The 17,373-nt window shown below is 68.3% G+C and carries 13 protein-coding genes; 6 read left to right on the top strand and 7 right to left on the bottom strand.

All coding sequences use genetic code 11. The features are described from left to right. The first annotated feature begins 167 nt into the window (after nt 1–167). The 3 genes from thrA to thrC all read left to right on the top strand — a co-directional run bounded on the left by thrA (nt 168) and on the right by thrC (nt 5,014). Nucleotides 168–2,672, top strand: coding sequence for a bifunctional aspartate kinase/homoserine dehydrogenase I (gene thrA / locus J5837_RS14545; protein ID WP_210537479.1), 2,505 nt, complete (start codon nt 168–170; stop codon nt 2,670–2,672). Then, nucleotides 2,669–3,604, top strand: coding sequence for a homoserine kinase (locus tag J5837_RS14540; protein ID WP_210537478.1), 936 nt, complete (start codon nt 2,669–2,671; stop codon nt 3,602–3,604). The genes thrA and J5837_RS14540 overlap by 4 nt, the downstream gene beginning before the upstream one ends. Nucleotides 3,605–3,718: 114 nt before the next feature. Then, on the top strand, nt 3,719–5,014 hold the full coding sequence (thrC, locus tag J5837_RS14535; protein WP_210537477.1) for a threonine synthase: 1,296 nt from the start codon (nt 3,719–3,721) through the stop codon (nt 5,012–5,014). Nucleotides 5,015–5,114: 100 nt separating this feature from the next. Here thrC and rnd read toward each other — a convergent pair whose 3' ends face one another. Then, the gene (gene rnd / locus J5837_RS14530) at nt 5,115–6,209 is read right to left on the bottom strand and encodes a ribonuclease D (RefSeq protein WP_425504847.1); all 1,095 of its coding nucleotides are present in this window, start codon (nt 6,207–6,209) and stop codon (nt 5,115–5,117) included. Nucleotides 6,210–6,279: 70 nt separating this feature from the next. Here rnd and J5837_RS14525 point away from each other — a divergent pair, with 70 nt between their 5' ends. Together J5837_RS14525 and J5837_RS14520 are read left to right on the top strand one after the other, a co-directional pair. Then, nucleotides 6,280–8,145 carry a formylglycine-generating enzyme family protein gene (locus J5837_RS14525; RefSeq protein WP_210537476.1) on the top strand — a complete coding sequence of 622 codons (1,866 nt, stop codon included), beginning with the start codon at nt 6,280–6,282 and terminating at the stop codon, nt 8,143–8,145. Nucleotides 8,146–8,162: 17 nt separating this feature from the next. After that, entirely contained in the window at nt 8,163–9,083 is a 921-nt protein-coding gene (locus tag J5837_RS14520; protein ID WP_210537475.1) for a M48 family metallopeptidase, read from the top strand. Between the two features lie 609 nt (nt 9,084–9,692). On the opposite strand, the gene phbB (J5837_RS14515) is transcribed toward J5837_RS14520, so the two are convergent. From phbB (J5837_RS14515) to gluQRS, 4 genes are all read right to left on the bottom strand, one after another. Next, nucleotides 9,693–10,436 (bottom strand): acetoacetyl-CoA reductase, encoded by a 744-nt coding sequence (gene phbB / locus J5837_RS14515; protein WP_210537474.1) that lies wholly within the window; start codon nt 10,434–10,436, stop codon nt 9,693–9,695. 65 nt (nt 10,437–10,501) lie between these two features. After that, complete coding sequence (gene phaR / locus J5837_RS14510) at nt 10,502–11,005, bottom strand: polyhydroxyalkanoate synthesis repressor PhaR (protein ID WP_210537473.1); 504 nt, start codon at nt 11,003–11,005, stop codon at nt 10,502–10,504. A gap of 154 nt (nt 11,006–11,159) precedes the next feature. Then, nucleotides 11,160–11,900, bottom strand: coding sequence for a beta-ketoacyl-ACP reductase (gene phbB / locus J5837_RS14505; RefSeq protein ID WP_210537472.1), 741 nt, complete (start codon nt 11,898–11,900; stop codon nt 11,160–11,162). A gap of 55 nt (nt 11,901–11,955) precedes the next feature. Beyond that, nucleotides 11,956–12,843 carry a tRNA glutamyl-Q(34) synthetase GluQRS gene (gluQRS, locus tag J5837_RS14500; RefSeq protein WP_210537471.1) on the bottom strand — a complete coding sequence of 296 codons (888 nt, stop codon included), beginning with the start codon at nt 12,841–12,843 and terminating at the stop codon, nt 11,956–11,958. Nucleotides 12,844–12,949: 106 nt separating this feature from the next. Between gluQRS and htpX the strand changes: the two genes are divergently transcribed. After that, entirely contained in the window at nt 12,950–13,831 is an 882-nt protein-coding gene (gene htpX, locus J5837_RS14495) for a protease HtpX (protein WP_210537470.1), read from the top strand. A gap of 219 nt (nt 13,832–14,050) precedes the next feature. On the opposite strand, the gene J5837_RS14490 is transcribed toward htpX, so the two are convergent. Both J5837_RS14490 and epmB read right to left on the bottom strand, forming a co-directional pair. Further along, the gene (locus tag J5837_RS14490; protein WP_210537469.1) at nt 14,051–16,129 is read right to left on the bottom strand and encodes an EAL domain-containing protein; all 2,079 of its coding nucleotides are present in this window, start codon (nt 16,127–16,129) and stop codon (nt 14,051–14,053) included. Nucleotides 16,130–16,262: 133 nt separating this feature from the next. After that, entirely contained in the window at nt 16,263–17,279 is a 1,017-nt protein-coding gene (gene epmB, locus J5837_RS14485) for an EF-P beta-lysylation protein EpmB (protein WP_210537468.1), read from the bottom strand. Nucleotides 17,280–17,373: the final 94 nt, after the last annotated feature.

Below are 17,373 nucleotides of genomic sequence, written 5' to 3'. Positions count from 1 at the left end.
GATGCGTACTTTCGCCGCCATCATTACGACCATTACCGGTACCGGTACCAGCCCGGTGCGGTCGGTCGTGTACGCGTAACTCTCCCCTACACGGCCCCGCACCCGAATCAGGATGCGGGGCAACCCACAGCCTGATGCGCGCGGGGCCTTCACAAGGTCCGTCTGCCATGTCCGCACAACCCGTTCCCAGCGTTCCCCACGCTCCGCCGCGAGCCCTGCGCACCGTCGTGCACAAGTTCGGCGGCACTTCCGTCGCGGATGCCGCGCGTTTTCGCCATGTCGCCTCGCTGTTGCTGGCGCGCGACGAGACCGTGCAGGCCACCGTGGTCTCGGCGATGAAGGGCGTCACCGACGCGCTGATCGACCTGTGCAACCTGTCCGCAGCGGGCAGCGAGGAATGGCGCGAGCGCTGGCACGAATTGCGCGCGCGCCACCGCGGCGCAGCGGTTTCGTTGCTGGGCGAAGATTCCGGCCCGGTGATCGAATGGCTGGACGAGCGCTTCGACAAGTTGAAGGCGATCCTCGAAGCCCTGGTCGTCATCGGCGGCCTGCCGCACGAGGTGCTGGAACGCGTGCAGGGCCTCGGCGAAATCTGCTCGGCGCGCCTGCTCGGCGAATACCTGAAGGCGCAGGGCGAGGATTGCGCGGTGCTCGACGCGCGCGACGTGCTGGTGGTCGAACGCAGCGACCTGGGCGTGGTGGTCGACTGGGAAACCAGCGCGGCGAAACTGTCCGCGTGGCGCGAACGCAACCCGCAGCCGCGCGTGGTGATCACCGGATTCGTCGCCCGCGACCGCAATGGCGGCTTCGCCACCCTCGGACGCAACGGCAGCGACTATTCGGGCGCGATCTTCGCCGCGCTGTTCAACGCGGACGAACTGCACATCTGGACCGATGTCGACGGCGTGTTGTCGGCCGACCCGCGGGTGGTGCCCGAAGCGGTGCAGCTGAGTGCGCTGAGCTACGACGAAGCCTGCGAACTGGCCTATTTCGGCGCCAAGGTGGTGCATCCGCAGACCATGGCGCCGGCGATCGAGCGCGGCCTGCCGATCATCATCCGCAACACCTTCCATCCCGAACATCCCGGCACGCGCATCACCGCCGAGCGCGACCAGAGCGGTCCGGTCAAGGGCCTGACCCTGAGCCCGGACCTGGCCATCGTCAACCTGGAAGGCACCGGCCTGATCGGCGTGCCCGGCACCGCCGAGCGCGTGTTCGCGGCGTTGCGCAACGCACGCGTGTCGGTAGTGATGATCTCGCAGGGCTCGTCGGAGCATTCGATCTGCTGCGTGGTGAAAAGCGGCGAAGCCGCGCGCGCCCGCACCGCGCTGCTGGATGCGTTCGCCCACGAGCTGCACATCGGTCAGATCCAGCGCGTGCAGGCGACCGACGGGGTCAGCGTGCTGGCCGCGGTCGGCGACGGCATGGCCGGCAGCCCCGGCGTGGCCGCGCGGCTGTTCGAATCGCTGGGTCGCGCGCGGGTCAACATCCTCGCCATCGCCCAGGGCTCGTCCGAGCGCAACATCTCCGTCGCCATCGACAGCCGCGACGCGACCAAGGCGCTGCGCGCCGCGCACGCCGGTTTCTGGCTGTCGCCGCAGACCTTCGCGGTCGGCGTGATCGGTCCGGGCAACGTGGGCGCGACCTTGCTCGACCAGTTGCGCGCGGCCCAGCCGCAGTTGCTGGGCAAGGCCAACCTCGACCTGCGCCTGTGCGCGGTCGCGTCCAGCCGGAAGATGCTGCTCGACGCGCGCGGCATCGCCGGCGACTGGCGGGAACGTTTCGATGCGACCGCAGACCAGACCGACCTGGATCGCTTCACCGCGCACCTGCTCGAATCGCACCTGCCGCACGTGGTCATCGTCGATTGCAGCGCCAGCGGCGAAGTCGCCGAGCGTTACGCCGGCTGGCTCGCCGCGGGCATCCACGTGGTCACGCCGAACAAGCAGGCCGGTTCCGGTTCGCGTGCGCGCTTCGACGCCATCGCCGACGCGGCGGCGACCAGTGGCGCGCGTTTTCGCTACGAAGCCACGGTCGGCGCCGGACTGCCGGTGATCTCGACCCTGCGCGACCTGCTGGATACCGGCGACGAAATCGTCGCCATCGAAGGCATCTTCTCGGGCACCCTGGCCTGGCTGTTCAACAAGTTCGATGGCAGCGTGCCGTTCTCGCAACTGGTGGCCGAAGCACGGTCGCTGGGCTATACCGAACCCGATCCGCGCGACGACCTGTCAGGCGTGGACGTGGCGCGCAAGCTGACCATCCTGGCCCGCGAGGCGGGGCACGCGCTGTCGCTGGAAGACGTGCAGGTGGAGAGCCTGGTGCCCGAAGCCTTGCGCGGCGGCAGCGTCGACGAGTTCCTCGCGCGGCTGACCGAGGTCGATGCGGGATTTTCCGAGCGCCTGCAGCGGGCGAAGGCCGAAGGCAAGGTGCTGCGCTACGTGGCCAAACTGGACGCGGCCGGCCGCGCCAGCGTCGGCCTGGTCGAATTGCCCGATAATCACGCCTTCGCCAAGTTGCGCCTGACCGACAACATCGTGCAGTTCAGCACCCGCCGCTACCGCGACAACCCGTTGATCGTGCAAGGTCCCGGTGCGGGCGCCGAAGTGACCGCGGCGGGCGTATTCGCCGATCTGTTGCGCGTCGCCGCGGGCCAGGGGGCGAAGCTGTGAGGTCGTCGGCAAGGGCTTTCTCGCCGGCTTCGGTCGGCAACGTCGGCGTCGGCTTCGACATCCTCGGTCACGTCATCGAAGGCGTCGGCGATACGGTATCGGTGCGCCGCATCGACGAGCCGACCGTACGCATCGCCGCGATCCGTGGCACCACGGTCGACCTGCCGCTCGACGCCCCGCACAACACCGCCGGAGCGGCCCTGATCGCGATGCGCGATGCCCTGGCATTGCCTTTCGGCTTCGAACTCGAAATCGACAAGGGCATTCCGTTGGGGTCGGGCATGGGCGGCTCGGCGGCTTCCTGCGTCGCTGCGCTGGTCGCGGCCAACGAATTGCTGGATGCACCGCTGGCGCGCGCAGCGCTGTATCCGTTCGCCCTGGTCGGCGAAGCCGTCGCCAGCGGCGGACGCCATGGCGACAACCTCGGCCCGATGCTGCTCGGCGGCCTGGTGCTGGCCACGGCCGACCGGCTGGCGAAGATCCCGGTACCTGCCGCCTGGCATAGCGTGCTGGTGCATCCGGACGCCGTGCTGGAGACGCGCCGCGCCCGCGCCGCGTTGCAGGGCAGCTACGAGTTGAAGGAATTCGTCGCGCAGAGCGCGAACCTCGCCCTGGTGCTGGCGGGTTGCCACGCCGGCGATCCTTCGCTGGTGCGCGCTGGGCTGGAAGATGTGCTGGTGGAGCCGCGCCGCGCGCCGCTGATCGCCGGTTTCGATGCGGCGAAGCGCGCCGCGCTCGACGCCGGGGCGATGGGTGCGAGCATTTCAGGTGCCGGCCCCAGCGTATTCGGCTGGTTCGAAACGCGCGCGGCGGCGGAAGCCGCGGCGCCGAAGATCCAGGCGGCATTCGCGGAAGCCGGCTTCGACAGCCAGGCCTGGGTGTCGCCGATCGACAGTCCGGCGGCGAGGGTGCTCGGGAATACGGGAACCTGAGGTCGTCATTCCCGCGCAGGCGGGAATCCAGCGACTTTCATCCAGATCGCCGCGAATCTTCCGAAGAACCAAAGACACTGGATTCCCGCCTGCGCGGGAATGACGAGCAAAGCAATGAATTTCATCTCCACACGCAACGCATCCCCCGCAGCGAGACTCAGTGCCGCCATCGCCGCCGGCCTCGCTCCCGATGGCGGCCTCTACGTGCCGGAAAGATTGCCGGAGCCGCGCGAACTCGCTCCCGGCGCGAATCTCGCCGAAACCGCCACGGACCTGTTGCGGCCGTTCTTCGCCAGCGACGGCCTGGAAGGCGAACTGGCCTCGATCTGCAAGGCTGCATTCGATTTCCCCGCTCCGTTGAAGCCGTTGGCGACGCCACGCGACCACGTGCTCGAGCTGTTCCATGGCCCCACCGCGGCGTTCAAGGATTTTGGTGCGCGCTTCCTCGCCCAATGCCTGACCCGTTTGCGCCGTGATGAAGGCAAACCCTTGACCATCCTCGTCGCCACCTCCGGCGACACTGGCGCGGCGGTCGCGGCGGCATTCCACAAGCAGCCGGGACTGCGCGTCGTGGTGCTGTACCCGGATGGCCGCGTGTCGCCGCGCCAGGCGCACCAACTGGGTTGTTTCGGCGACAACGTGACGGCGCTGCGAGTCGCCGGTTCCTTCGACGACTGCCAGGCCCTGGTCAAGCAGGCCCTGAACGATGCCGCGCTGCAGGCGCAGGCGCCGCTGAGTTCGGCCAACAGCATCAGCCTGGGCCGCCTGCTGCCGCAGATGAGCTATTACGCACATGCGGCGTTGGCGCACCGCGCCGCGACCGGCAACGCGCTGAACTTCGTCATCCCTACCGGAAACCTCGGCAATGCACTGGCGGCGATCCTGGCCCGCGCACTGGGCGTGCCGCTGGGCCGCATCGTGCTGGCGACCAATGCAAATCGCGTGCTGCCGGATTATTTCGCCGGTGGCGAATATGCACCCCAGGCCAGCGTCGCGACGATCGCCAATGCGATGGACGTCGGTGCGCCGAGCAATTTCGAACGCCTGCGCCGGCTGTATCGCGGCGACGACGCCGCGCTGCGCGCCGCTTTCGCATCCGCGAGCGTCGACGACGCGACGATCCGCGAAGTCATCGCCCGGCGTTTCCGCGAGCACGGCGAGATTTTCTGCCCGCATACGGCGACCGCGATCAGGGTATTGGAAGACCTGCGCACCGCGGGCGAAGGCGGCGACTGGGCGGTGGCCGCAACCGCGCATCCGGCCAAGTTCGAAAGCGTGGTCGAGCCGCTGGTCGGCAAGGCCGTCGATGTGCCGCCAGCGCTGGAAGAATTGTTGCAGCGACCAGCGCACGCGGAACCGATGGCGCCTAGCTACGAGGCGTTGAAGGAATACGTCGTGCGCGCCAATTGAGTGCGTCGTAGGAGCGCCCTTGGGGCGCCACCGGAAACTTTCCGCTGCGAAGAATCTAAATCGGGACCCTTGGCATGCGGTCGCGTCCCAGGGGACGCTCCTACAAGAGTGGCGCCAGCAACGGTTGCAACTGTTCGCGCCGCCAGCCGTCCAGCGCTTCGGGCCAGGCGCCGTTGGCGTGACCTTCGATCAGCGCTTCCAGCCAGCGCCGCGAGGCGAGGACGCCGTCGGGCAGGCCAAGTTCGCTGCTGCGCTGGCTGACCGCGTCCTGCAGGCGCTTGAGTTTCTTCTTCTCCGTATCGTCGGCGGTACGCGCCAACGGAGCATCGGTCTCGTCGGGCAGCGGCGTGGATAACGCCTGCCACAATCTCGCGGCCAGTTTGCGCGGCGATTTCGGCCGCGCATCCAGCCACGCCTGCAGCGCGATTTCGTCTGCGGGCGGCTTGCGCGCCAGTTCCACCGCCAATTCGTTGTCGAGGATCCAGCTGCGTGGCTTGTCGCTCGCACGGGCCTGCACGTCGCGCCAGCGCAGCAGCCGCAGCAGGATGCGTTGTTCGGCTGCATCGAGGAACTGGGCGCTGCGCATCGACAGGTGCGGCCAACGTTCCGGTTCGTCGCTGGCCACACCGGCGACCAGCCGAGCGCAATCGGCGCGCAGCCAGTCGAGGCGGCCCTGGGCCGACAGCTTCGCTTCCAAGGCGAGGTAAATCGCATCGAGGTGGAGCACGTCGTCGGCGGCGTATTCGAGTTGCGAAGCACTGAGCGGACGCCGCATCCAGTCGGAACGGGTTTCGCCTTTCGCCAGCGCGACGCCGGTGATGGCCTGTACCAGTTTCTGGTAGCCCAGGCCGCCGCCCACGCCTGCGAGCGCCGCGGCGATCTGCGTGTCGAACAGCGGCATCGGCAACACGCCGCAGGCCTGCTTGAACGCGACCAGGTCCTCGCTGGCGCTGTGCATCACCTTCAGCAGGCCGGGATCGGCCAGCATGGGACGCAGCGCTTCGGCCATGCCGGGCACCAGCGGGTCGACCAGCAGGATGTCGTCGCCCGCGGCGATCTGCACCAGCGCGAGCTGCGGCCAGTAGGTGCGTTCGCGGACGAATTCGGTATCCAGGCCGATCCGGTCGATGCCCGCCGCGGCCCAGGCGGCGATGTGTTGTTGCAGGGCGTCGGGTGAATCCAGCCAGACCGGCACGAAAACTCCAGGAATGCATCGGGGTTGCGATGCGGCGACAATAGCCCATCGTCGCCGTTCCGCCTACCTCATGCTGCCGCGCGGATTCATCCTGCTGTTCGCCCTCGCGCTATGCGCTTGCCAGCGTTCGCCGCACGCTTCGGCGTCGCATGCTAGCGCCGCGGCCGGGGAAGCCGGCCAGGTGACCGTGGGCGCCGACGAGGGCGACAGCGCCGCGCTGAATTGGCGGCCGCCGGCGCTGTTGCTTGCCGAGGCCGATATCCCGGCCGCGCGCCGCCGCGCCGCGCGTGCGTTGTCGCAACAGCGCCTGTTCGCCACCGTCGACGATGCGATTCCGCTGTATCTGGCGATCCTGGCGGTGAAGCCGGACGATGCCGCGGCTCGCGCGGGCTTGGACAAGGCCCGGGTCGCGCTGCTGAAACAGGGCGATACAGCCTTGGGCAGTGCCGACAGCGAGGCCGACGTGCTGGGCGAGTCGTTGCGCGAAGCCAGGCAGGTGGCGGCGGTGGCGCGCAGCCTCTGGCCTGACGACGCCGCGGTGCTGGCCTATCTGGAGCGGGTCGACGTGGCCGAACAGGCGTTGGCCTTGAACGAGCAGGGCGAACGCCAACTGGACGACGAGGCGCTGGGCCTGGGCGAACAGCAGGGCGCGCTGCGCAGCTTCCGCGCGGCGCTGCAGTTGAGTCCCGCCAACGCGCGGGCGCGCCAAGGCGTTGCCGCGGTCGAGAGTGCGGTGATCCGTCGTGCGGAAGACGCCGCGCAGGCAGGGGATTTCGACGGCGCCGGGCAATGGCTGCAGCATGCGGCGCAGGTACGCAACGACGCGCAGACCATCGCCGACGCGCGCCAGCGCATCGAAGCGGTGCGTACGGCGCGTATCGCCGCCTTGCGCGACGCCGGCGTGAACGCATTGAGCACGGCACGCGGACTGGCCCCGCCGGCGATGCGCAAGGTTCGCGAACAATTGGCCGAAGTGCTGCGCATTGCCGCGCCGGGCGATGCGGTGGCGGCCGATTTCCGCCGGCGCGTCGATCTGGCCACGCATTACGGCCTGTACCGGCCCGGCCAGGCTTTCACCGACGCCCTGTCGGGCGGCGGACGCGGGCCGGAGATGATCGTGGTGCCGCACGGCGCCTTCCGCATGGGCGCGGAGGAGGGCGAACAGGACGCCACCGATGCGGAGAAGCCGGCGCATTACATCCGCTTCGATCGTGGCTTCGCCATGTCGCGGCGTGCGGTGACGGTGGCCGAGTTCCGTCGCTTCGTCGAATCCAGCGGCCGGCGTCCGCGCGCGACCCGGCGCGGCCATTCGCTGGTCTACGACGAACGCAGCGGCAACTTCATCCGCCGCAGCGGGGTGGACTGGCAATCCGGCTACGACGGCCGTCTGGCGGCCGACGACCAGCCAGTGCTGCACGTCAGCGTGCACGATGCCGAGGCCTACGCGGATTGGCTGTCGCAGCAGACCGGCGCCGGCTATCGGCTGCCCAGCGAAGCGGAGTTCGAATATGCCTTGCGCGCGGGCGGCAGCGGGCGCTTTCCCTGGGGCGACGCGGCCACGCCGCCGAAGGGGTTCGGCAACCTGGCCGGCAGCCGCGACGTGTCGCCCAGCGGACGCAACTGGAACAACGTTTTCGCCGGCTACGGCGACGGCTGGTGGGGGCCGGCGCCGGGCGGCACGTTCAAGCCGAATGCCTGGGGCCTGTACGACATGGGCAGCAACGTCAGCGAATGGGTCGCCGACTGCTGGCACGCCAGTTATCGCCGCGCCCCGACCGACGGCGTGGCGTGGTTCAATCCGGGTTGCCGGGCACGGGTCGTGCGCGGCGGCTCCTGGGCCAGTTCGCCGGCGCAGAGCCGGGCGGCGTGGCGTTCGTCGACGGATTCGGATATGACTAATGCGCGGGTGGGTTTCCGCGTGGTGCGTGGCATCTAGGACTTCGGGAGCGGAGCATGAGGATCGATCCGTTGGGGCAGGGCGGTTATCCGCAGGACGCACGGCAGCCGCGCCGTCGCGGGCTGTTCGGCAACATCCGCTGGTGGGTCCTGTTGCTGTTCGCCGGCTACGCGGCGTGGAGCTGGTTCGGCAGCAAGGCCACCGATCCGTACACCGGCGAGGACGCGCATTACGGCGCGACGCCGGAAGAGGAAGCCCAGCTCGGTGCGCAGGCTTACCGGGAAGTGCTCACCGATGCGCAATCGCAGCGCGCGCTGTTGGCGCCGAACGACCAGACCAGCCAGCAGATCCGCGCCATCGCCCAACGCCTGGTCGCGCGCGTGCCGCAGGTCGCGGCCGACTTGGCCGCGCAGCACGGCCAGCCGACGCCGGACCTGAGCAGTTACCAGTGGGACGTCAACGTCATCCAGTCGGACGAAGCCAACGCCTTCTGCCTGCCGGGCGGCAAGATCGCCGTGTACACCGGCTTGATCCCGGTTGCGCAGAACGCCGATGCGATGGCGGTGGTGATGGGCCACGAGATTTCCCACGCGCTGTTGCGCCACGGCGCGCAACGCATGGCCCAGCAAAAGCTGGTGCAGATGGGGCAGATGGCGGCCGGTGTTTCCGGCATGGACCAGCAGACCATGGCCGCGTTGGGCGCCGGCATCCAGTACGGCGTGGTGCTGCCCTATGGCCGCAACCACGAAACGCAGGCCGATGAAGTCGGCCTGATGCTGGCCGCGGCGGCCTGCTACAACCCGGAGGCGGCGATTCCGCTGTGGGAACGCATGTCGCAACTCGGTGGCGGCCAGCGCCCGCCGGAATTCGCTTCGACCCACCCGGATCCGGCCAACCGCATCCAGCACCTGCAATCGCTGCTGCCGCAGGCGAAGCAGTTCTACGCGAAGTATTGCGGCGGGCAGGCGGCGCAGTGAACGCCGGATTGAAACACTATCCTCACGTACGGTTCCGAGGGTCATTCACCCGGGTGTTCCGCGGCGTCTTTTTTATCTCCGCCACATGTCTCTTGTTCGCTTGCGCCGATCACCAGATCGCAAGGCCGACCACGGAAGGAGGCCGATTGTGCGCTGCCGCGTGCGACGAATCCAGAGCGATGTGCGATCGCGTGGCGGAGACGGAAGCCAGTTTAGAGGCCAGTGGGTGTGGTTCAAGCAAGCAGAGCGCAGAGAAAGCTTGCTCTCCTCCAGCCGACAATGTCGTTGATCGCTGTATTGCAGCGCAATTCCCGCAAATTTGTACCGGACCCGCGCCGAAATACGGTCCTTGCAAATCAGACTGGGAGCGGTGCGTATTGTCTTGCGGTGGCCGCATGATCTACAGCCGTACAAGGTGAGCCTGCAACTGACTCATGCGTTGATATAAAACGTCGTGGGAGCGACGTGAGTCGCGATTGCTTTCGGATGTTTCCGTTCGCGACTTACGTCGCTCCCACAGGGATGCCATCTGCGATCGAGCGTAGGTCGGGATAACTCCCGACCCGCTTCGTCATGCAATCGGTCGCGGACGTTATCCCGGCCTATATTTCAATACGCCATGTAAAGGCCGCCGTTCACCGGGATGTTCGCTCCGGTGATGTAACCGGCGTCGTCGGCGGTGAGGAAGGCGACGGCGCGGGCGATGTCGCGCGGCTGGCCGAGGCGGCCGACCGGGATCGAGGCGCGGGTCTTCTCGCGTACCGCTTCCGGCATGGCCAGGGTCATCGGCGTCTCGATGTAACCCGGCGAGATGCTGTTGACGGTGACGCCCTTGGTCGCGGTTTCGCGCGCCAGCGACATGCTGAACCCGTGCAGGCCGGCCTTGGCCGCGGCGTAGTTGGTCTGGCCGAAGTTGCCGGTCTGGCCGCTGACCGAACTGATGTTGACGATGCGGCCGAAGCCGCGCGCCTGCATCCCGTCCAGCGCGTGGCGACACAGGTTGAAGGCGCTGCTCAGGTTCACGTCGATCACCGCCTGCCATTGCGCCGGTTCCATCTTGCGCAGGGTCGAATCGCGGGTGATGCCGGCGTTGTTGACCAGGATGTCCAGCGCGCCGTGTTCGTCCTCGACCTTGCGCACCAATGCGGCGCAGGCGTCGAAATCGGCGACGTCGGCCGTTTCTATATGCGCCTCGAAACCATTGAGCGCGGTGCGGAAGCCGGCAACGCGTTCTTCGGGCGCGGCCACGTCCACCGCGACGACCTTGCGACCGGCTTCGGCCAGGGCGCGGCAGATCGCCGTGCCCAGTCCACCGAGTCCGCCCGTGACCAGGGCGATGCGTGCTTGCGTCATGTTTCGGTTCCCCAAAAACGAAAGACCCGTGTCGCGCGACACGGGTCTTCGGTGAAAAGATCAGGTCAGCGCGAGCGGGTCTTCGGCGTTTCGCGCGTGGGTTCCGGCTTGGCCGAAGAAGCGGTGCGGCCCATGCCGCCGCTGAGGTTGCGCTGGAATTCCTGCCACATCTCCATGTTGCGCTCGGTCAGCTGGTTCATCATGGTCCACGGGGTCTGCCCGAGCAGGTTGCCCATCTGGCTGCGGAACTGCGCCTGCTGCTCCATGAACAACTGCATGCTGCGCTCCAGGTAGTTGCCCATGAAGCCCTGCAGCGAGTCGCCGTAGAAACGGATGATCTGGCTGAGCAACTGGGTCGACAGCACCGGTTCGCCGTCCTGCTCCTGCTCGGCGATGATCTGCAGCAAAACCGTGCGGGTCAGGTCGTCGCCGGTCTTGGCGTCGCGTACTTCGAAGTCCTCGCCGTCGACGATCAGCTGGCGGACGTCTTCGATGGTGATGTAACTGGAAATCTCGGTGTCGTAGAGACGGCGGTTGGGGTACTTCTTGATGATCCGGGTCGCAGCCATGGAGCAATCGCTCTAATTCATAGTGGGTGCAGCATGACGCAGCGCAACAGCACTTGCAATGGGTCCGGGATTGGTCCGCCTGTTCAGGCGCCGCCGGGCTGCTGGAAAAGCAAAGGGCGCCCTGGGGCGCCCTTCGGTCCGCCGGCCTGGCCGGTCACCAGCCCATGTGGTGGCCGCCGTTGATGTCCAGGTTCGAACCGGTGATCCAGGCGGCGCGCTCGTCGACCAGGAAGCCAACCGCATAGGCGATTTCCTCCGGCATGCCGAGGCGGCCCGTCGGGATGTCGGCGGCGATCTTGGCCCGCACTTCTTCCGGCACCGCCATGACCATGTCGGTGGCGACGTAGCCCGGCGACACGGTGTTGACGGTGACGCCGAGCTTGGCGTTCTCGCGGGCCAGCGAAATGGTGAAGCCGTGCATGCCGGCCTTGGCCGCGGCGTAGTTGGCCTGGCCGTACTGGCCCTTGAGGCCGTTGATCGAACTGATCTGGATGATCCGCCCCCATTTGCGTTCGCGCATGCCGTCGATCACCGGGCGGGTGACGTTGAACACCGAGTTGAGGTTGGTGTTGATCACGTCCCCCCACTGTTGCGCGCTCATCTTGTGGAAGGTGCCGTCGCGGGTGATGCCGGCGTTGTTGATCAGGATGTCGATCGGGCCGAGCTTCTGTTCGACTTCGCGGACCATCGCCTGCGCTTCGTCCGGCGAAGTCACGTCTCCCTTGACCAACGCGAAGTCGTAGCCGTCCGCCTTCATCTGCGCCTGCCACGCCTTCGCCTTCTCCTCGTTGCGGTAGTTGGTGGCGACCTTGTGGCCCATGTCGGCCAGCTGCTTGCAGATGGCGGTACCGATGCCGCCGGTGCCGCCGGTGACGAATGCAACGCGCGAAGTCATGTGAAGCTCCTGAGGGTGGTTTGGCGGCTTCGATTCTAGACACGCCCGATTGCGTTCATGTTGTGCGCTGCAGCGGCACGCTTGGTTGCGCAGGCAACCGTTCCGGCAGGAAATTCTCCGCGGCCGCCCGCAGCAGCGAATCGACATCGGCGACCGCAGGCAATGCGGCCGGATCCTGGCCCAGCGCCTGCCATGCGCGACGCAGCGCGGGCACCGGATCGCTGGCGTCCACCGGCATCGCCGCGGACGATTTCGACAGCTTGTCGCCATGTTCGTCCAGCACCAATGGCAGGTGCAGGTAGCCCGGCGTCGGCAGGCCCAGCGCCTGTTGCAGCAGTATCTGTCGCGGGGTCGAGTCGAGCAGGTCGGCGCCGCGCACCACGTCGGTGATGCCTTGCTCCGCGTCGTCCACGACCACGGCCAGCTGGTAGGCCCAGAACCCGTCGGCGCGTTTCAGCACGAAATCGCCTACCTCGCGGGCCACGTCCTGCTCGATCCGGCCCGCGAGCCCATCGTCGAAGGCGATGACGCTGCCGTCCGGCACGCGCAGGCGGACCGCCGGATCGGGGCGAGGTGCCCGCGCGACGCAATGGCGATGGATGCCGCCGCTCGTGGCCAGGTCGCTGCGGCTGCAATGGCAGACGAAGGCCAAGCCGTCGGCGAGCAGGCGATCGAGCGCGGCCTGGTAGTGCGCGCCGCGCTCGCTCTGCCGCAGCACCGGCTCGTCGGAATGCAGTCCGAACGCGGCCAGTGCGGCCAGTTGCGCTTCGGCGGCGCCGGGCACTTCGCGCGGCGGGTCGAGGTCTTCCACCCGCACCAGCCACGTACCGCCGGCCTGGCGCGCCAGCAGCCAGCTGCCGAACGCGGCGAGCAGCGAACCGGCGTGCAGCGGTCCGGTCGGCGAGGGCGCGAACCGGCCGCGGTAGGGGGACGTCTCGGGCATGGGAGTACGGAGGAAAAGCTGAATCCTCGGTCAGGAATGCGCTTGAATTCAACCGCCGCCAGCCGCAGATTCGCGGAACATCCATCCGACATCCGGAGTCCGTGCCGTGTTCACCCGCATCACCCTGTTCCTGCTGACCAACCTGGCCGTGCTGGTGCTGGCGGGCATCGTCATGTCGTTGCTCGGGGTCAACCCGGCCAACATGACCGGCCTGCTGGTGATGGCGGCGATCTTCGGCTTCGGCGGTTCGTTCGTGTCGCTGCTGATGTCGAAATGGCTGGCCAAGCGCAGCACCGGCGCGATGGTGATCGAACAGCCGCGCAACGAAGGCGAGCAGTGGTTGCTCGAAACCGTGCGCCGCCAGGCCCAGGCCGCCGGCATCGGCATGCCGGAAGTCGCCATCTACGACGGTCCCGAGATCAATGCCTTCGCCACCGGCGCGAACCGCAACAACGCGCTGGTCGCGGTGTCCACCGGCCTGCTGCGCAACATGAGCCGCGACGAGGCCGAGGCGGTGCTGGGCCACGAAGTCAGTCACGTCGCCAACGGCGACATGGTGACGATGGCCTTGCTGCAGGGCGTGCTGAACACCTTCGTGATCGTGCTGGCGCGCGTGGTCGGCGGGGTGATCGACGGTTACCTGTCCGGCAACCGCGACGACGGCCGCCGCGGTTTCGCCTACTACATCGTGGTGATGGTGCTGGAGATGGTGTTCGGCCTGTTCGCCTCGATGATCGCGATGTGGTTCTCGCGGCGCCGCGAATTCCGCGCCGATGCCGGTGGCGCGAACCTCGCCGGCCGCAACAAGATGATCGCCGCGCTGGAGCGCCTGGCCGCCAACCACGGCCAGAGCACGCTGCCGAACCAGATCGCCGCGTTCGGCATCGCCGGCGGCATCGGCCATGGCCTGCGTGCGCTGTTCCTGAGCCATCCGCCGCTGGAGCAGCGCATCGCGGCGCTGCGCAACGCCGCGGCGACGGTGGCCTGATCCGCTCCTGCGTTGTAGCGCCGAGCATGCTCGGCTGCTCTTGCTTTGTAGAGCCTGCCCCCCGCCTATGCGGGGGTGCCGGGCTTGTCCCGGCACGCTTTTGATCTTCACGACGAACGACAAAAGCAAGCCGGGATAAGCCCAGCTTCTACAACAGCGACGTCAACGGCAACGGCAGCCGAGCATGCTCGGCTCTACAAGGCGGAAGCGGTTGTGGGGTTAGCCGAAATCGAAATCCATCGCTGCGCCCGGCGCAGCGATGAAATGGCCCTGCACGTAGTCCACGTTGGCGTTGAACAGCGCGTTCAAGGCCGACGCGTCCTCGACGAAGCCGACCACGGTGGCGATGTTCTCGCTGTTCGCGCGGGCGGTGATTTCGCCCAGCTTCTGCTGCAGCTCCGGCTGGGTCGGCAGGTCCTGGGTCAGGCTGCGGTCGATGCGGACGAAGGCGGGGCGGAAGTGCGCCAGCAGGCGGAACGAATCCACGCCGGTGCCGAACTGCTCCAGGCCCACGCGGCAACCGAGCCGCGCCGCGCGCGCGGCGAACTCGCCGGCCACGCGCAACTGGGTGGAGATGCGCGCCTCCGGCACCTGCAGCCAGAGCAGCTCGCCGGGCACGTCGTGCGCGCCCAGTTGCTGTGCGATCACCTGCAGCAGGCGCTCGTCCTGGAAGGACTCGGAGCCGACTTTCACCATCAGCCGGGGCTGCCGGCCCGCGCGCCGGGCTTCGGCGAGCTTCTCGATCGCATGGGCGACGACCCAGCGGTCGATCTCCGGCATCAGTCCGTTTTCCTCGGCGATGCCGAGGAAGCTGGCCGGGGTGGCCTGTTCGCCGTTGTTGTCCAGGCGCAGCAGCGCTTCGTACAGCGCGCCTTCGTCGCCGCGCAGGCTGATCGCCGGCTGGAACAGCAGGCTGAAGCCATCGCCGGCCAACGCGTCGCGGACCCGGCCCAGCCAGTGCTGCACGCGCTCTTCCTCGGCGCGGTCGCTCGCCGCCGGGTCGAAGATCTGTACCTGGTTGCCGCCCAGTTCCACCGCGGTGCGCAGGCTGGCGTCGGCGCGCGCCAGCACCTGGCCGACGCTGGCGATGCGCTCTCCGACCTGCACGCCGCCGATGCTGACCCCGACCGCCGTGGCCCATTCGCCGATGTTCAGCAGGTCGGTGGCGAAGGCCTGGCGCAGGCGTTCGGCCAGCGCCATCGTGTCCGCATAGGGACCGCGTTGCAGCACGGCGAAGCTGTGCTCGCCGAAACGCGCGACGGTGGCGTCCTCGTGCAGCGCTTCGCGCAGGCGTTCGGCGACCGCGCTGGCCAGGCGGTCGGCGGCGTCGAGGCCGATTTCCTGCAGCAGGCGCTGGTGGTGGTCGGCTTCCAGCAGCAGCAAGCCGTATTGCGCCTCGCCGCGCGCGGCTTCGGCCACCGCGTCCTCCAGCGAGCGCTGGAAGGTCGGGCGGTTGAGCAGGCCGGTGACCAGGTCGCGCTGGCGCAGGTCCTCGACTTCGCGGGTCAGGCCAGGGTCGGCCTCGGCGATGATGCGGCGGAACACGACCTGCACGCAGGGCTCGCCCTCGTACGCGGCGGCGGCGAATTCCAGCGTCGCCGGAATGACGGTGCCGTCGATGCCGCGGGCCTCCAGGGCCTGCCGCGGCGGGGGTGCGGCGCCGCGGGCCAGGGTCTTCAGCACTTCCTTGAGATTGCCGACGTGGTCGGGTGTGACCAGGTCGAGCAGGGACAGGCCTTCGACGTCCTCGAAGCTGTCGAAGCCGAACATTTCCAGGTAGGCCTCGTTGGCCCGCACGTGCATGCCTTCGTGCAGGTAGGCGATCGGGTCGCGCGAGGAGGCGATCAGGGTTTCGCAGCGGCGTTCGGTTTCGCGCAGCTGCGCTTCGAGCATGCGCAGCGAGCGCCGCGCCTCGAGGTTGGCCCATTCGCCATGCAGATTGGCCAGCAGGTGTTCGGGGTTGCCGCGCAGCGCGACCACGCGCGCATCGGCGGCCAGCGCCGCGGCGACGCTGGTCTCGTCGATGTCGTCGAGCAGCACGATCACCGGCAGGTCCTTGCCGCTGGCGCGGACCCGCTGCACCACGTCGGCCAGGGCGATGCCCTGCGCCGAGTACGCGACCAGCGCCAGGTCGATGGCCTGCGCGCCGAGCATCGCATCCAGTTCGTCGGCATCGCGCGGACGCAGCGGGCGCACCGCCAGGCCGCCGTTGCGCAGCGTGCTGACCACGGTTTCGGCATCTTCGACGCTGTCGTCGACGATCAGCAGGCGCAAGGTGGATTCTTTGCCGATCCGCATGGGATGTCCGTTGCCGTGGGTCCGGGTTTAATACACGAAAGGCGCTGGCGACGTCCAATGCAGGCGTCGCAGAGTCGATCGGGAAAGGGACGGGCGAAGGGGCGAAAGCGGGAGCCGCGCCGGGCCCGGCTTCTCACAAGGGCCGTTTGCCCGGGTCGCCCGGTACTTCCCGCACCAGCTTCGGCACCAGGTAGCCGGACAACCGCGCCGCCAACGCGGCATGCAGGGCGCGGGCTTCGTCGTCCGCCACTTCGTAGTGGGCGACGCCCTGCACGCGGTCGAGCTGGTGCAGGTAGTAGGGCAGCACGCCGGCGGCATAGCCGCGTTCGCTCAGCGCCGCCAGCGCGTCGACCGAATCGTTGACCCCGCGCAGCAGCACGGCCTGGTTCAACAGGGCGGCGCCGGCGTCGCGCAGGCGCGCGAGGGCGGCATCCACGTGGGCATCGAATTCGTTGGCGTGGTTGGCATGCACGACGATCGCGACCGGCCACGGCAACGCGGACAGCCAGCCGAGCAGGGCGTCGTCGATGCGCTCGGGCAGCACCACCGGCAGGCGGCTGTGGATGCGCAGGCGGCGAATGTGCGGGATGCCGGCCAGCGCGGCGGTCAGCTCGGCCAGTTTCGGCGTGGCCAGCGACAGCGGATCGCCGCCGGACAGGATCACTTCGTCGATGCCGGCGTCGGCGCGGATCAGTTCCACCGCTTCGTGCCAGCCGTCGCGGGCCGCGGTCTCTTCCGCATAGGGGAAATGCCGGCGGAAGCAGTAGCGGCAGTTCACCGCGCAGCTGCCGGTGGCGACCAGCAGGGCACGGCCCCGATATTTCTGGATGACCCCCGGGCCGGTCCTGGCCAGCGAGTCGCCGACCGCATCCAGGCCGAAGCCGGGCGCAGCGCGCAATTCGTCGTCCAGCGGCAGCACCTGGCGCAGCAATGGATCACGCGGGTCGCCGTGTTGCATCCGCGCGACGAAGCCGCGCGGCACCCGCAGGGGGAATTGCAGGGCGGCCTGGTCGGAAACCCGGTCGGCCAGCGCTTCCAGGCCCAGCATCGCCAGCAGTTCGCGCGGGTCGCGCACGGCCTCGCGCCAGGCCTGCTGCCAGCGGGGCCGGGACGGGGAAAGTGGCTGCGGGAGGGGGGCTGCGGGTATCATTGCGCGTCTGCAACAAGCGCCCGCCATTGCGGCGGGCTTCCCCGGATTTTAACCAATTCGCCATCCGGCCCGCCGCCCCGTGCGGCCGGCTTGC

The sequence above is a fragment of the Pseudoxanthomonas helianthi genome (assembly GCF_017939625.1).
In the GTDB taxonomy this organism is placed as follows: domain Bacteria; phylum Pseudomonadota; class Gammaproteobacteria; order Xanthomonadales; family Xanthomonadaceae; genus Pseudoxanthomonas_A; species Pseudoxanthomonas_A helianthi.
Note: the sequence above shows the minus strand (reverse complement) of the source record. Positions and strands in the feature narration are given on the sequence as shown.

Bases quoted from the DNA above. Each gene is read 5' to 3' on its own strand.
- thrA (WP_210537479.1), top strand. From the start codon at position 168: ATGTCCGCACAACCCGTTCCCAGCGTTCCCCACGCTCCGCCGCGAGCC.
- thrC (WP_210537477.1), top strand. From the start codon at position 3,719: ATGAATTTCATCTCCACACGCAACGCATCCCCCGCAGCGAGACTCAGT.
- J5837_RS14525 (WP_210537476.1), top strand. From the start codon at position 6,280: ATGCTGCCGCGCGGATTCATCCTGCTGTTCGCCCTCGCGCTATGCGCT.
- J5837_RS14520 (WP_210537475.1), top strand. From the start codon at position 8,163: ATGAGGATCGATCCGTTGGGGCAGGGCGGTTATCCGCAGGACGCACGG.
- phbB (WP_210537474.1), bottom strand. From the start codon at position 10,436: ATGACGCAAGCACGCATCGCCCTGGTCACGGGCGGACTCGGTGGACTG.
- phaR (WP_210537473.1), bottom strand. From the start codon at position 11,005: ATGGCTGCGACCCGGATCATCAAGAAGTACCCCAACCGCCGTCTCTAC.
- phbB (WP_210537472.1), bottom strand. From the start codon at position 11,900: ATGACTTCGCGCGTTGCATTCGTCACCGGCGGCACCGGCGGCATCGGT.
- gluQRS (WP_210537471.1), bottom strand. From the start codon at position 12,843: ATGCCCGAGACGTCCCCCTACCGCGGCCGGTTCGCGCCCTCGCCGACC.
- J5837_RS14490 (WP_210537469.1), bottom strand. From the start codon at position 16,129: ATGCGGATCGGCAAAGAATCCACCTTGCGCCTGCTGATCGTCGACGAC.
- epmB (WP_210537468.1), bottom strand. From the start codon at position 17,279: ATGATACCCGCAGCCCCCCTCCCGCAGCCACTTTCCCCGTCCCGGCCC.